Source organism: Arthrobacter alpinus, assembly GCF_900105965.1.
Taxonomy (GTDB): domain Bacteria; phylum Actinomycetota; class Actinomycetes; order Actinomycetales; family Micrococcaceae; genus Specibacter; species Specibacter alpinus.
This window is the reverse complement of sequence record NZ_FNTV01000001.1, coordinates 4,199,605-4,213,301: the sequence shown is the minus strand read 5'-3', so window position 1 is coordinate 4,213,301 and position 13,697 is coordinate 4,199,605. Positions and strand designations below refer to the sequence as shown.

Annotated in this window: 17 protein-coding genes; 9 read left to right on the top strand and 8 right to left on the bottom strand. The window is 60.6% G+C overall.

Annotated elements, in window-relative coordinates; genetic code table 11:
- The first annotated feature begins 11 nt into the window (after positions 1–11).
- Positions 12–1,133: an Mrp/NBP35 family ATP-binding protein gene (locus BLV41_RS19300; protein WP_074712980.1), complete on the top strand. Its 1,122-nt coding sequence runs from the start codon at positions 12–14 to the stop codon at positions 1,131–1,133.
- 94 nt (positions 1,134–1,227) lie between these two features.
- Here the strand turns inward: BLV41_RS19300 and BLV41_RS19295 are convergent, their stop codons facing one another.
- Together BLV41_RS19295 and sigE are read right to left on the bottom strand one after the other, a co-directional pair.
- Positions 1,228–1,668: a twin-arginine translocase TatA/TatE family subunit gene (locus BLV41_RS19295; RefSeq protein ID WP_074712979.1), complete on the bottom strand. Its 441-nt coding sequence runs from the start codon at positions 1,666–1,668 to the stop codon at positions 1,228–1,230.
- 129 nt (positions 1,669–1,797) lie between these two features.
- Complete coding sequence (gene sigE / locus BLV41_RS19290; protein ID WP_074712978.1) at positions 1,798–2,481, bottom strand: RNA polymerase sigma factor SigE; 684 nt, start codon at positions 2,479–2,481, stop codon at positions 1,798–1,800.
- Between the two features lie 192 nt (positions 2,482–2,673).
- On the opposite strand from sigE, the gene BLV41_RS19285 reads away from it, so the two are divergent.
- Complete coding sequence (locus tag BLV41_RS19285) at positions 2,674–3,306, top strand: O-methyltransferase (RefSeq protein WP_044578142.1); 633 nt, start codon at positions 2,674–2,676, stop codon at positions 3,304–3,306.
- Between the two features lie 83 nt (positions 3,307–3,389).
- On the opposite strand, the gene BLV41_RS19280 is transcribed toward BLV41_RS19285, so the two are convergent.
- The 5 genes from BLV41_RS19280 to BLV41_RS19260 all read right to left on the bottom strand — a co-directional run bounded on the left by BLV41_RS19280 (position 3,390) and on the right by BLV41_RS19260 (position 6,714).
- Positions 3,390–3,557: a DUF3117 domain-containing protein gene (locus BLV41_RS19280; RefSeq protein WP_074712977.1), complete on the bottom strand. Its 168-nt coding sequence runs from the start codon at positions 3,555–3,557 to the stop codon at positions 3,390–3,392.
- Between the two features lie 191 nt (positions 3,558–3,748).
- Positions 3,749–4,831, bottom strand: a complete 1,083-nt coding sequence (locus BLV41_RS19275) for a hypothetical protein (protein ID WP_244516973.1) — start codon at positions 4,829–4,831, stop codon at positions 3,749–3,751.
- A 163-nt stretch (positions 4,832–4,994) separates the two neighbouring features.
- A complete protein-coding gene (locus BLV41_RS19270; protein WP_074712975.1) occupies positions 4,995–5,564 on the bottom strand; it encodes a DNA-3-methyladenine glycosylase I in 570 nt (189 codons plus the stop codon).
- Positions 5,554–5,892: a DivIVA domain-containing protein gene (locus tag BLV41_RS19265; protein WP_244516972.1), complete on the bottom strand. Its 339-nt coding sequence runs from the start codon at positions 5,890–5,892 to the stop codon at positions 5,554–5,556. Before BLV41_RS19265 ends, BLV41_RS19270 begins: the two co-directional genes overlap by 11 nt.
- A 45-nt stretch (positions 5,893–5,937) precedes the next feature.
- Positions 5,938–6,714 (bottom strand): LOG family protein, encoded by a 777-nt coding sequence (locus BLV41_RS19260; protein WP_083360876.1) that lies wholly within the window; start codon positions 6,712–6,714, stop codon positions 5,938–5,940.
- A gap of 121 nt (positions 6,715–6,835) precedes the next feature.
- Here BLV41_RS19260 and BLV41_RS19255 point away from each other — a divergent pair, with 121 nt between their 5' ends.
- The 4 genes from BLV41_RS19255 (at position 6,836) to BLV41_RS19240 (ending at position 10,157) form a co-directional block, all read left to right on the top strand.
- On the top strand, positions 6,836–7,594 hold the full coding sequence (locus BLV41_RS19255; RefSeq protein WP_074712973.1) for an amino acid ABC transporter ATP-binding protein: 759 nt from the start codon (positions 6,836–6,838) through the stop codon (positions 7,592–7,594).
- 144 nt (positions 7,595–7,738) lie between these two features.
- Positions 7,739–8,578: a glutamate ABC transporter substrate-binding protein gene (locus BLV41_RS19250; protein WP_074713452.1), complete on the top strand. Its 840-nt coding sequence runs from the start codon at positions 7,739–7,741 to the stop codon at positions 8,576–8,578.
- Between the two features lie 89 nt (positions 8,579–8,667).
- Positions 8,668–9,318 carry an amino acid ABC transporter permease gene (locus BLV41_RS19245; RefSeq protein WP_044578161.1) on the top strand — a complete coding sequence of 217 codons (651 nt, stop codon included), beginning with the start codon at positions 8,668–8,670 and terminating at the stop codon, positions 9,316–9,318.
- Positions 9,315–10,157: an amino acid ABC transporter permease gene (locus tag BLV41_RS19240; RefSeq protein WP_139244403.1), complete on the top strand. Its 843-nt coding sequence runs from the start codon at positions 9,315–9,317 to the stop codon at positions 10,155–10,157. Before BLV41_RS19245 ends, BLV41_RS19240 begins: the two co-directional genes overlap by 4 nt.
- 83 nt (positions 10,158–10,240) lie before the next feature.
- Here the strand turns inward: BLV41_RS19240 and dapE are convergent, their stop codons facing one another.
- Complete coding sequence (gene dapE / locus BLV41_RS19235) at positions 10,241–11,371, bottom strand: succinyl-diaminopimelate desuccinylase (protein WP_074712972.1); 1,131 nt, start codon at positions 11,369–11,371, stop codon at positions 10,241–10,243.
- Between the two features lie 177 nt (positions 11,372–11,548).
- Here dapE and BLV41_RS19230 point away from each other — a divergent pair, with 177 nt between their 5' ends.
- From BLV41_RS19230 to BLV41_RS19220, 3 genes are read left to right on the top strand one after another with little or no spacing between them, the layout of a single operon-like run.
- The gene (locus BLV41_RS19230; protein ID WP_044572525.1) at positions 11,549–12,223 is read left to right on the top strand and encodes a fasciclin domain-containing protein; all 675 of its coding nucleotides are present in this window, start codon (positions 11,549–11,551) and stop codon (positions 12,221–12,223) included.
- A 54-nt stretch (positions 12,224–12,277) separates the two neighbouring features.
- Complete coding sequence (gene sigK / locus BLV41_RS19225; RefSeq protein WP_425284284.1) at positions 12,278–12,889, top strand: ECF RNA polymerase sigma factor SigK; 612 nt, start codon at positions 12,278–12,280, stop codon at positions 12,887–12,889.
- A complete protein-coding gene (locus tag BLV41_RS19220; protein WP_074712971.1) occupies positions 12,889–13,671 on the top strand; it encodes an anti-sigma factor in 783 nt (260 codons plus the stop codon). Before sigK ends, BLV41_RS19220 begins: the two co-directional genes overlap by 1 nt.
- The last annotated feature ends 26 nt before the right edge of the window (positions 13,672–13,697 follow it).

Below are 13,697 nucleotides of genomic sequence, written 5' to 3'. Positions count from 1 at the left end.
GCCTGCACCCCATGATCGACCAATCCGTACTGCTCGCCGCCCTCGCCACGGTCATCGACCCAGAGTTGCGCAAGCCCATCACGGAGTTGGGGATGGTGGCCTCGGTGGAGATGGACGACGACGGCAAGGTCACCGCCGTCGTTCGGCTCACCATTGCCGGCTGCCCCATGCACGAGACCATCACGAGGGACGCCACCGACGCGCTGTCAAAGCTGGACGGCGTCGCCTCCGTCACCGTTGAACTCACCGTGATGACGGCCGAGCAACGCGCCCAGCTGAAGGAACAACTCAAGGGCACAGCGGCCGAACGTGGGATCCCGTTCAATGACGTGGACTCCCTGACCCGTGTTTACGCCGTGGCCAGCGGCAAGGGCGGGGTGGGGAAATCCAGTGTGACTGTCAACCTCGCTTGTGCCTTGGCGGCCAAGGGGTTGCGCGTGGGCATTGTGGACGCCGATATTCACGGTTTCTCGGTCCCCGGACTCATGGGCATCACCCAGACGCCCACCCGCGTGGATGAAATGATCCTGCCGCCCGTGGCACATGACGTGAAGGTCATTTCCATTGGCATGTTCGTGGCCGGGAACCAGCCCGTTGCTTGGCGCGGCCCCATGCTGCACCGTGCTCTGGAACAGTTCTTGGGCGACGTGTACTTTGGCGATCTTGATATCCTGCTTCTGGATCTGCCTCCTGGCACGGGCGACATCGCCATATCGGTGGCGCAGTTGCTGCCCAAGGCCGAGATCCTGGTGGTGACAACTCCTCAGGCGGCTGCGGCCGATGTGGCCGAACGTGCGGGCGCGATTGCCGTGCAGACGGGACAGAAGGTGGCTGGAGTCATCGAGAACATGTCCTTTTTGACTCTTCCCGACGGCAGCACCATGGAGGTTTTTGGCTCCGGCGGCGGAGAGATTCTCTCCAAGCGGTTGAGCCAGACGATGAACTCCGAGGTGAAATTGCTGGGTCAGATTCCCTTGGATATGGCTTTGCGGGAGGGCGGAGACTCAGGGCTTCCCATTGTGCTTTCCGCCCCGGAATCGCCGGCTGCACAGGCGCTGATCAAAATTGCCAGCAAACTCGCGGTGCGTCCGCGAGGCCTGGCTGGCATGAAGCTGGGCGTCACCCCCCGTTAGCAGACCCCATCATCAACCGCCGCATCACGTACGAGCCATTAAACGCGAACGCCGCATCAACCAGTGATGCGGCGTTCATGAATTTGGGAAAGGGTCAGGTGGCTTCTGCGTCGAAGGGGGCTCGCTGGCCCTCTGCCAGTCGTTCAATCTCGGGAGCTGCAGGAACTGCGGATCCGGCAAGTGCTTCGGAGTTGTCCTTGGATTTGAGCTCGTCCTTGCCCATCATGGACGCGATGGCTGCGGTCGGCGCCATCTTGAGGGAGTTGAGCTTTTCTACGTCCTCATCGTCCAGTAGAGCCTCGCGAATGATGCGGCGGGGGTCGTACTGGCGGGGATCGTACTTCTTCCAATCGATGTCATCAATATCAACCCCGGCCTCTTCCTTGATGGTTTCGCGCGCGCCGGAAGCCATCTTGCGCACCTCGCGGATGAGGTTCTTCAGCTGCTCCAGGTAGCCTGGGAGCCGGGTGGGGCCAATGACCAAAACTGCCAGGACGACAATCAGGATCAGCTCAGGGGTATTGATACCAAACACGTTAGGAAGATTACCCTCTCAACACTAAAAGCAACGATTCCTAGCGGTAACGCTCGAAAGTATTTAGCTTATTGACTTGGATACGCGTACCTGGCCATTGCGAGACCGCTTGCTGCCAGAGCCAAAAGTCTAACGTGCGCCGGCAATCCGTGGCAGTGACAGCAAGGGCTTTCGCGCAGGGCGCAGCTGTTTTGTGCCACCAGAGCCTTTGCCTGAGGACTGCCCAAGATCCCGCCCCGGCGCCCTGTCTGCCAAGGATTCGCGCAACATGGCCCGCCCGCGGTGGATCCGGGAGCGGACGGTTCCGAGCTTGATGTTCAGGGCATGGGCCACCTCGTCATAGGAGAGGCCCTCCATGTCACACAACACCACTGCGGCCCGAAAATCCGGCGGCAGTGCTTCCAATGCGGCGGCGATATCCCTGTCCAGGTTGTTGAATTCAAAGGTGCGTTCAGGGCCCGGGTCATTGCCAGCAAGGCGTGCTGCGGCATCCTCGGAGAGTGCGTCGAAGCGGATCCGCTGCTTGCGGCGCGCCTGGTCAAGGAAGAGATTTGTGGTGATCCGGTGCAACCAGCCATCGAGTGTGCCTGGCTTGAAGTTGGCGAGGGACTTGAAGACGCGCACAAACACTTCTTGGGTGAGGTCCTCGGCGTCGTACCTATTGCCTGTCAGGCGGAAAGCGAGGCGAAAAACCTTGGCCGAGTGGTTGGTGACAACCTCATCCCACGACGGCGTGACCCACTCTGCGGCAGTGGCGGCCTGGCTCTGGGGTACTTCTGCAGGACGAAACGCGGAGCTGACGGCTGAGTTCATCGCTGCACCTCGCTTCCACTTTTCCCGGTGACGGGACATCCGGTGACGGGAAATAACGGTAGAACGCTTCCCCATTGTTCCCACAGTCTGCCAAACAAAGCTGACATTTTGCTGAACGGTTACGGCAGGTTCCCCCAGTGTGCAGGCAGTAGGCTAGAGCTAGTCACCGCAACAGTTTAGGAAATGCCACCCATGAGTGCCGATAAATCCACCAGCTGGTCCTATGCAGAGGGCCTGCCCGTGGAAGATAGTGTCCTGCGACGCGCCCGCGAACGCTCACACGAGCTGGGCCTTTTCGCCGTAAGCCCGGGGGTCGCGGCGGCATTGACGGTCCTTGCCGCGACGTCCAAGGCTCAGACCGCCGTCGAAGTTGGCACCGGCGCAGGCGTATCGGGCGTGGCCCTGCTGCGCGGGCTCAGCCCCAAGGCTGTGCTGACCACTATTGATCCCGATGTGGATCACCTCAAGGCCGCGCGCGAGGCGTTTGCCGAATCCGGCTCCCCCGCCAACCGCACCCGCACCATTTCCGGGCGCGGACAGGACGTTCTGCCGCGCCTGACAGACGAAGCCTACGATCTGGTATTCATCGACGCAGACAAGCCCAGCTTCCCTGACTATGTTGAGCAGGGCATGCGGTTGCTGAAGTCCGGCGGACTCTTGATCGTCAATGACGCCTTGGACAAGGACCGTGTTTCAGATCCGGCCATCCGTGAAACCAGCACCGTGGTGCTGCGCCGGGTGGGGAAGATGATCCGCGAGCACGAGTCGATGGTCAGTGCGATGCTGCCCACCGGCGACGGCCTGCTGCTGGCAGTCAAGCGTTAGACGAGCAGCGCAAAACATAAAGGAACCGGCGGGACAGCTTGTGCTGTCCCGCCGGTTCCTTGTTTAAGGCTATGGTGCGGACCTTATTCGGTCACGCCTACCAAGCACTCCTTGAGGTTGGCTGCTTCATCCGCATTCATCTCAACCACGAGCCGTCCGCCGCCTTCGAGCGGAAGCCGCAGGATCAGGCTCCGACCTTCTTTAGTCACTTCCATTGGACCGTCGCCGGTCCTTGGTTTCATGGCCGCCATCAGGAGTTCCCCTTTTCGTAGTGCATTCACGCCGCGCCTGAGTTTTACCCAACGAGGCGTTTGATGTTGTCTTGCTCACAGCCCATTATTCCGTATGTGAGGGCCCGGGTGCTAATCGGCGCGCTCTGCGAGGGGTCACTTGAGCACGTTTTTTGTCATCTTCTTACTCATTGGTAACCTCGGTCCCTCCGTCAGGGCGGCCAGGCCTGCCCCGTGCTGATTGCCGAAAATTGCCATAGCCACACAACCCACACAACCTGCAGGAGCGTGAACATTACCAACACGCTCCAACGGTAGGCCCGTGAACGTGAGATGAAGGCGGCCGCCAGCGCCAGGGGAAACAGTGGCAGCAGCATCCGGAAAGTACTCGATTGCGGATGCAGGACGGCCAGTAAATACAGCATGTACATGGCACACCAAATCCGCAGCTCAAGGCCAATGAGCCGAACAGCCCTCGAATTCAGGTACAGCGCCGCCAGCCCAACGAACAGCACCGGCAACACGGGCCCCCACAGTGGCCCCACCAGGTCAACGCCGGCGTCAAACCAGGGCTTGAACAGCACCAGCTCGGAGCCGCGCCAAGCGGTTTCGGTGTCCGTATAGGCCGTGCGTTCCCCGGTCACCCACCACGCAATCAGCATCCAGGCGAACGCCATGACGCCGCTGGCAAGCAATAGAACCGTGCCCGCCACCACGTCCCGAGCAGGAAATGGCTGCCGCTTTTGCCAGCGCAGCAGCAGGTGGAGAAGTACAACGGCGGCAAACGGCACCCCTGCCGGCCGCGAAAGGCACAGCAGCACCACCATGGGCAACGACGCCCAGTAGTTGCCCCGGATGAGGAAGTGCAGGGCTGCCGCGAGGAAGAACACGCCAAGCGATTCGGCGTATGGCACCTGCAGTACCGGCGAGATGGGGAACATGGCGAAAAACGCCACACCCCACAACGCCGTGCCGGGTGAGGCAAAGTTCTTGAACAGGACATAAATCATCAAGGCGGCGCCCAGCCCGGCCGCCGTGGCAACGATGGCACCGGCGGCCGGCCATCCGAGCCCCGTGATGGCACTCAGCCCGCGAGCCAGCAAGGGGAAGACCGGGTAGAAGGCCCACTGGTTGGGTTGGGCGGTGCCGTTTTCGTTCCGCGGAATGGTGGTGGGGTATCCGCCGTCGAAAATTCTCTCGTACCAGCCGGCGTCCCAGCGGTCGATGAAGGTGAGGTAGTCCGGCTGCCGTCCACCCCAGGGCGACTCCTCGGCGTGCCATGCGGCACCCAGCAAGATGGCATAACTGACAAGCCTTGCGGCCAGGTACAGCAGGGTTACCTTGAGCCACCACGGCGCGCGGCGCAGGGGGCCAGCAAACGGCGCAGCGAAGAATACAGCTCATCATTGATGGTGGTTCCGGCCGTCTTGGCGTGCCCCGTCGTTTCGCCGCCTAACCTCAACGTGGTTCCGTGCCGCCAGCCAGCCAACAATCGTGCTGGTGATCGTTAACCACACCGATGGCCTGCATCATGGCGTAGGCGGTGGTTGGCCCCACGAATGCGAAGCCGAGCTTCTTCAAGGCCTTCGCCAATGCCTTGGATTCGGGTGTATGGGCTGGTGCGGGTTCACCGGCAGCCCTGGCTGCAGGCGTGTGCTGGGCAATCAACGAACCCAAGGTGATGCCGTCCGGGAGAGCCAGGAGCGCCCGTGCGTTGCCGATCGTGGCATTGATCTTCAAACGATTGCGCACAATCGAGGCATCGTTCATGAGACGCTCAAAGTCCTCGGGACCAAACTCTGCCACTTTCTCAGGGTCAAAGTTGGAAAAAGCTGCTCTAAACGACTCGCGCTTGCGCAAGATGGTGATCCAGCTCAGCCCCGACTGGAAAGCTTCCAGGCTCAGCCGCTCAAAGAGTTCGGCCTCGCCCGTTACCGGCCGACCCCATTCGGTGTCGTGATAGCGCTGGTACAGCTCATCGTTTTCAAGGCCGGGCCAGGCGCAGCGGATCTTGCCGTCAGCGCTCATTGGAGTCTCCGGCGTCGTGTGTGCCAGCCACCAAGGCTTCCAGCTCCGCGATACGCAGGTTCTTGCCTGCCAGTTCATCCCGCAGGCGGTCTAGAACCTCGTCCACTTGATCCATGCGGTAACCTCGCAGGCCCAACGAAAAGCGCAGCCGGTCCACGTCCGCCGGCATGGGCGTGCCGGGCAGAAGAACGGGTGGCAGGTTCGCCACGGGCGCGGCCAGGGCGTCCTCGTAAATGGGGGCATCCGCCGCAGACTTATTCAGCCCCACAACGTAGAGCGCGGCCGCGGCCGCCACCATCACGGCCAGAAAAATCAGGAAATAGGTCACAGGTACATGTTGCCAGATGCGCAACGGCTTGGTGCGATCTGCCAGCTAGCCTTCCTGCGCGGCAACCCTGTCCCCTGCCTTGCCTGCCATGACCAGTTCCACGGCTTCTTCGGCCGTGTCCGCGAGGGAGATGATGTTCATGTCCCCGGGCGAGACAAGCCCCTGGGCAACCATGACGTCGCGGATCCAGTCGATCAGCGGGCCCCAGAAGGTCCTGTCGACCAGGACTATGGGGAACTGGACCACCTTGCTTGTCTGCACCAGGACCATGGCCTCAAACATTTCATCGAGGGTGCCAAGGCCGCCTGGCAGCACCACGAAGCCCTGGGCGTACTTGACGAACATGGTCTTGCGGGCGAAGAAGTAGCGGAAGTCGACCCCCAGGCCAACCCATTCGTTCATGCCCTGTTCAAAGGGAAGCTCAATACCCAAGCCAATGGACAGCCCCCCGGCCTCCGCAGCGCCGCGGTTGGCAGCCTCCATGGAACCTGGGCCGCCGCCGGTAATGACGGCAACACCGGCTTCCACCAGACGCCGGCCCACTTCCATGCCGGTGGCGTAGTACGGGGAATCCGGCTTGGTTCGGGCAGAGCCAAAGACGCTGATGGCCGGGCCGATCTCGGCGAGTGCTTGGAAACCCTGAACGAACTCGCTTTGGATGCGCATCACCCGCCACGGATCGGTGTGGGTGAAGTCGCTGCTGCGCGGTGTTTCAAGGAGCCGGGCGTCTGCGGTCTCATGCATGCCACCATTTTTTCGCCAAGCACCAAACCCTTTTGTTGGCGTAGTGGAGGGGCGGCTGGATCCTGTGGGTGCACTCATGCCACCAAGGGTACGCGAAAAGACTCCGTGTCCAGAGTCACAACATCTCGTTACCGTTACGATCCACGCCGACATGGCCTAAACCTTTACTGCCCCTCGGAAATGTCGATAGATTCGATCCATGACAAATCCCGCACATGCTCCTGCGCTCGTGGAGCTAAAAGCTGTCAATAAACACTACGGCTCCCTCCATGTGCTTCAAGAAATTAACTTAGAGGTCGCCAAGGGCGAGGTTTTGGTTGTCATTGGTCCGTCCGGATCCGGCAAGTCAACGTTGTGCCGCACCATTAATCGCCTGGAGACCATCGACACCGGCTCCATCACCATCGATGGCAAGGAACTACCCAAGGAAGGCAAGCAACTTGCCAACCTCCGTGCCGATGTTGGCATGGTCTTCCAGTCCTTCAACTTGTTTGCGCACAAGACCATTCTGGAAAATGTCACGCTCGGCCCCATCAAGGTCAAGGGCATGAACAAGGCCGACGCCGACAAACTCGCCTTGAGCTTGTTGGAGCGCGTGGGCGTTGGGCATCAGGCAGCGAAGTTGCCCGCCCAGCTTTCCGGTGGTCAGCAGCAGCGCGTGGCGATTGCACGGGCTTTGGCAATGAAGCCAAAGGTCATGCTTTTCGATGAACCCACCAGTGCTCTCGACCCGGAAATGATCAATGAGGTCCTTGACGTCATGGTTGAACTGGCCAAGGAGGGCATGACCATGGTGGTTGTCACCCACGAGATGGGTTTTGCTCGCAAGGCTGCCGACCGGGTCATCTTCATGGCCGACGGCCAGATTGTGGAAGAGGCCACCCCCGAGAACTTCTTCACCAACCCGCAGACACCGCGCGCCAAGGACTTCCTTTCGAAGATCCTGACCAACGGATAGCTCGCTCTCACAGAATTCCGGCGATTACCGCCACTCATTACACCGGCCGCATGTGGCCGACTATGAAAGGAACCCGCATTGAAAAAGTTCTTTAGCAAGAAAACCCTCGGCTTTGCCGCAGTCTTGACGGCGGCCGCACTGGCTATGACCGGTTGTGGTGGCGACACCGGTGGCGGCGAATCCGCTGGCGCCGGCGGCGACGCCCCGGCCTTCGAAGTAGCCAAGGATGTTGCCCTGACCGGCAGCCCCACCTTTGACACGATCAAGTCCTCTGGAAAAATTCGCATCGGCGTCAAGGAAGATCAGCCTGGTCTTGGCTACCTCGATGCAGCAACGGGTGAGCGCACAGGCTTCGACATTCAGATCGCAACCTGGATGGCAGCCTCCTTGGGCGTAGCCGCGGACAAGATTGAATTCAAGGCCATCCCGTCAGCCAACCGCGAGACCGCGCTGGCCAATGGCGATGTGGACCTCTACGTAGGCACCTACTCCATCACCGACAAGCGCAAGAAGCTTGTTGACTTTGCCGGACCGTACTTCGTGACAGGCCAGGGCCTCATGGTGGCCAAGGACAACACTGACATTAAGAGCGAGAAGGATCTGGCCGGGAAGAAGGTTTGCTCCGCCACCGGTTCAACACCTATCCAGAACATTCGCGAGAACTTCCCTGAGGCCACACCCCAGGAATTCGATCTGTACTCCAAGTGCGTTGAGTCCTTGAAGAACGGTGACACGGATGCTGTCACTACAGACCAGGCCATTCTTTTGGGCTTTGCTTCGCAGGATCCCGACGCGCTGAAGGTTGTTGGCGAGCCGTTCACCACGGAAAACTACGGCATCGGCATGAAGCTGGGCGACACCGCGCTGCGTACCTTCTTGAACAAGACACTGACGGACGGCAACGCCACGTGGACCAAGATCTACGATGCAACCTTGGGCCTCTCCGGCACCAAGGTTGAACAGCCCGCAGTCAACCAGTACTAAAACCCGCCAGTGGTGGTGTTGCACTTGCCTTGGGCCGGCGCAGCACCACCACTTCGTCTTCTCTAATTCACTGAAAGCGACACTGGCCTGTGAATGTAATTACTGATAACAGCGACCTGTTCCTGACGGGTTTCAAGAACACCGGAATTTTGTTTGTCATCGCCGCGTTCTTCGCCCTGATTCTGGGCACCATCGTTGCCGGCATGCGTGTGTCTCCGGCACCGGCCATGCGTGCCACCGGAACCATCTACGTCAACTTTGTCCGCAACACCCCGCTGACGCTGATCCTGGCCTTCTTTGCGCTGGGCTATCCAAAGCTCGGATTGCCTCCGGTCAGCTTCCTTGCGGCCGCCGCGATCGGCCTGTCCCTGTACACGGCGACCTACGTTTCCGAGGCCATTCGCTCCGGTATCAATACGGTTTCCGTCGGCCAGTCCGAGGCTGCTCGGGCCATCGGTCTTCCCTTTATGCAGACGTTGTCCTTGATCGTGCTGCCCCAGGCTTTCCGTTCTGTGGTGCCGCCCCTGTTCAGCGTGTTCATCGCTTTGTTGAAGAACACCACCGTCGCCGCCGGTTTCTCCGTTTTTGAGGCCGGTGCCATCCGGGCCTACCTCAGCGAGCGGGGTGAGCCTTTGCTACCGGGTCTGCTCTGGGTTGCCGTGATCTTCGTGGTGCTGGTGCTGGGCATTTTGACACCGCTGCAACGCTACCTCGAGAAGAAGTGGAAGGTGGCGCGATGAGCGCAGTACTTTTCGACGTTCCGGGCCCCAAGGCCCGCACACGCAACGTCTACCTGAACATCTTCACCATTGTTGTGGTGGCTGTCATCGTCGGCTTCATCCTGTTCAGGTTTTACGAGTCCGGCCAGTTCACGGCCAAGAAGTGGGAGATCTTTACCTTCCCCCGCGTGCAACAAAAGTTCGTGGAGGCCATCGGCGCCACGTTGAGTGCCTTCGGCGTCGCCGCGGTAGGCAGCATCGTCTTGGGTGTGCTGTTGGCCTTTGGCCGTCTGGCAGACACCAAGTGGGTCCGGATCCCGTGCTACTGGTTCACCGAGCTGTTCCGTGCCGTGCCTCTATTGATCCTGATGATGATCATGTACTACGGCCTGCCGTCAGCCGGCGTCAAGGGCATCACGCCCTTCATCGCCGTGGTGGTTGGCTTGATCCTGTACAACGGTTCCGTACTGGCGGAAGTCTTCCGCGCCGGCATTGAATCGCTGCCCAAGGGCCAACGTGAAGCAGGTTTTGCCATTGGTTTGACCAAGGGCCAGGTCCTGCGCACCATTTTGCTGCCGCAGGCGGTGCGCTCAATGCTTCCTGTCATCATCGCCCAGCTCGTGGTCATCATGAAGGACACGGCGCTCGGCTTCCTCATCACCTACGACGAGATCCTCAAGTACGCCAACTTCCTGGGCTCGCAGGGACAGTACGGTTCGCCCGTGGTCCCGGCGCTCATGGTCACGGCCGTTATCTACGTTGGCTTGTGCTTGATCCTCTCCGGCATTGCCAAGCTCGTGGAGTCCAAGATGTCCTCACGTGTGAAGGTCGTCAAGGCCAAGGCTGGCATCGCCGGCTGATTCCAGCTTCTCGCCATGACGACGGCGGGAGGTTGCCTTTTCATCGAAAAGGCAACCTCCCGCCGTCGCACTTTTAACGCAGCTTAGACCAGCCAGCGAGTCAGGGCGGCCAGGCACTCACGGATGGCATCTGCATGGACGTGTTCGTTGTCGCTGTGTGCCAGGAGTGCATCGCCGGGACCAAAGTTGACGGCGGGGATGCCCATTTCGCTCAGTCGGGCAACGTCTGTCCAGCCGTACTTGGGCAACGGTTCGCGACCCACGGCCGCCACGAACGATGCTGCCGCCGGGGCGTTGAGGCCAGGACGTGCCCCGGCCGAGAAATCCGTGCGCACCAGATCGAATCCGGCCAACAACCCGCGAACGTGCGCCTCGGCCTGATCCGGGCTCTTATCCGGGGCGAAGCGGTAGTTGATTTCCACGACACAGAGATCCGGAATCACGTTCCCGGCTGTGCCCCCATGAACCTTGACCGCGTTCAACGATTCCCGGTAATCCAAACCGTCCACATTGACAGTTGCGGGCTCATAGGCGGCCAGGCGGGACAGGATCGGGGCGGCGGCGTGGATGGCGTTCTCCCCCATCCATGCACGGGCGGAGTGCGCCGCCTTGCCTCGGGTGGTGGCCTCAAAACGGATGGTGCCATTGCAGCCACCCTCAACAGTGCCGTTGGTGGGCTCCAGCAGTATGCCGAAATCGGCGTCGAGCAGTTCCCGGTTCTCCCGCACCAGGCGTCCCAGCCCACTCTTGACCGCGGCGACTTCCTCGTGATCGTAAAAGATGAAGGTGATGTCCTTGGTGGGTTCGGCCAAGGTGGCGGCCAGGGCCAACTGCACAGCAACGCCGCCCTTCATGTCCGTGGCGCCACGGCCGTACAGGACTTCGCCGTCCCAGCTGCTTGGGACCGTGCCCCGGGAGCCGGCGGTGGTGGGCAGCGGCACGGTGTCCAGGTGTCCGGCCAGAATCACGCGCTCTGCACGTCCCAACTCGGTCCTGGCCACGATCGAATCCCCATTGCGAGTCACAGACAAATGCGGCAGGGCCCGCAAGGCGACTTCCACGGCGTCGGCAATGGCCAGCTCATTGGCGGAGACACTTTCAATGTCCATCAATGCCGCCGTCAAGAGCGCCACATCCTGGGTCAGGTCAAGAACGACGGCGCCCTGCCCACTTGGCAATGACGTGGACGAGGCGGCGCTGGTGGAGTTTGTCATTAGGACAGTTTACCGGCGCATGAGGGTGCCAAAAGAATTCTTAAATACTTTCCAATCCGCTTCCCCAAGGGCTCCGAAGTACTACCTGACAGCCCACCGTTGCGGATCTGGAACTTGAGAAGCAATTCGGGAGAAGCACCACGGAATCTTTCCGCCTTCACACTATGGAGAATCATCATGAGCGTTACCCAGAAGTTTGGAACCCGTAAGAGCATCACCATGGGACTCGGTCTCCTGGCCGTCGCAGCGTTGGGCATGACGTCCTGCAGCTCGGCCAGCACCCCCAGCGCTTCCTCTGAGGCACCCATGGCGACCTCCGCTCCGGCGCCGGCCACCAGCGCAGCAATGGACCCGGCCTCTGATCTTGTTGGTTCGGGTTGTGCAGCCTACGCAGCAGCCGTTCCCGACGGCGCCGGCTCCGTTGCCGGCATGGCTGCCGATCCGGTTGCCACGGCAGCCTCCAACAACCCGCTGTTGAAGACCCTCACCGCAGCCGTCTCCGGCCAGTTGAACAAGGACGTCAACTTGGTGGACACGCTCAACTCCGGCGACTTCACAGTCTTCGCACCCGTTGACGACGCTTTCGCCAAGATCCCGGCAGAAACCATCGAGGGCCTGAAGACCGATTCGAAGACTCTCACCTCCATCCTGACCTACCACGTGGTTCCCGGCCAGTTGGCTCCGAGTGCAGTTGCCGGCGAGCATGCAACGGCTGAGGGCAGCAACCTGGAGGTCACCGGAAGCGGCGACAACCTGATGGTCAACGGCGCAAAGGTGATCTGCGGTGGCGTCAAGACAGCCAACGCAACTGTCTACCTCATCGACACCGTCCTGATGCCGCCGGCCAAGTAGCAACACCGGCTTCTCAGGGAACAAATTGCAACACGTCTTGGAGGGAATGGGCTCATGGGCACGGACCGTGGCAAGGTAGACACCATGCGTTTACCTTGGATGCGGTCCGTGGAGCCACTGGCACCACCTACCCATGAGGACCTTATCCGCCTCGTCGCCCTCGGCGACGAGGCGGCCTTTGAAGAACTCTACGATGCGGTGGCACCACGGGTCTACGGACTCGTTCGCCGCGTGGTTCGGGACCCGGCACAAAGCCAGGAGGTCACCCAAGAGGTCTTTGTGGACGTCTGGGCACAAGCTACCCGCTTTGATGCCGATAGAGGCAAGGCGATGTCCTGGATTCTTGTCATAGCCCATAGAAGGGCCGTTGACAGGGTTCGTGCAAGCCAGGCCAGCGCGGATCGGGACTTGCGCCAAGGCATCAAGGAGTACCAAGAAAGTTACGATGACGTCGCCGACACCGTGGAAACACAGATGGAGGCCGAACGTGTACGCAAAGCGTTGGAGACTCTCACAGATCCGCAACGGGAAGCTATCAGTTTGGCCTACTACGGTGGATACACCCATCAGGAAGTAGCCGAGCTGCTCAAAATCCCGGTCGGTACTGTTAAAACTAGAATTAGAGACGGCATGATCAGGCTCAGGGACAAGTTAGGGGTGGCGTGATGGAAAAACAATTGCATTTACTGACCGGCTCCTACGCCTTGAACTCCCTGACCAACGGTGAGCGCAGCGACTTTGAACGCCATGCCCTCACCGATCCACAGACGCTGGAGGAAGTGCGCAGTCTCAGCGAGACCGCAGCCCTGCTGGCGTTCGGAACTCCCGAAGAAACACCGCCACCGGCCTTGAAGGCCGATGTCATGGCAGCAATTCGGAATACCCGCCAGCTGCCTGCAAGTTCGGTCGTGCGGGACATCTCCTCCGCCCGCAGCGCCAAGGCGAGTTCTCAAGGCAGGGCTACAGAGCGCCGTCGTTGGGTGCCGGCTCTGAGCGCCGCGGCCGCACTGGCACTGTTTGCCGGTGTGGGAGTGGGCGGTTGGGTTGCAGGCCAAAACTCTTCAGAGCAGGACATCAAGGAACAACTTTCCGCCTCACAGGCACAGCAGGAAGCCATGCTGGCCATTATGAGTTCCCCTGATGCCCAAATTGCCACGACCCCGCTCTCAAATGGCGGAACCGTGACAGTTGCATCTTCCGGGAAAGCCAACAAGGCAGCCGTCATGGTCAATGACATGCCGCCGCTGCCAGAGGGCAAGACCTACGAGCTCTGGTTCATCTCGGCCGCAGGCGCAGTGCCGGCCGGTTTGATGGACAGTCCCAAGGCACCGGCCATGCAGCTGCTCGACGGCGCCATGGGCGGGGCAACACACGTTGGCATCACGGTGGAACCAGTGGGCGGCTCGGCGAAGCCCACCACGACCCCCATCCTGGTACAGGAAATCTAGAATCCTTCACCCTCCGGAGCAATCCG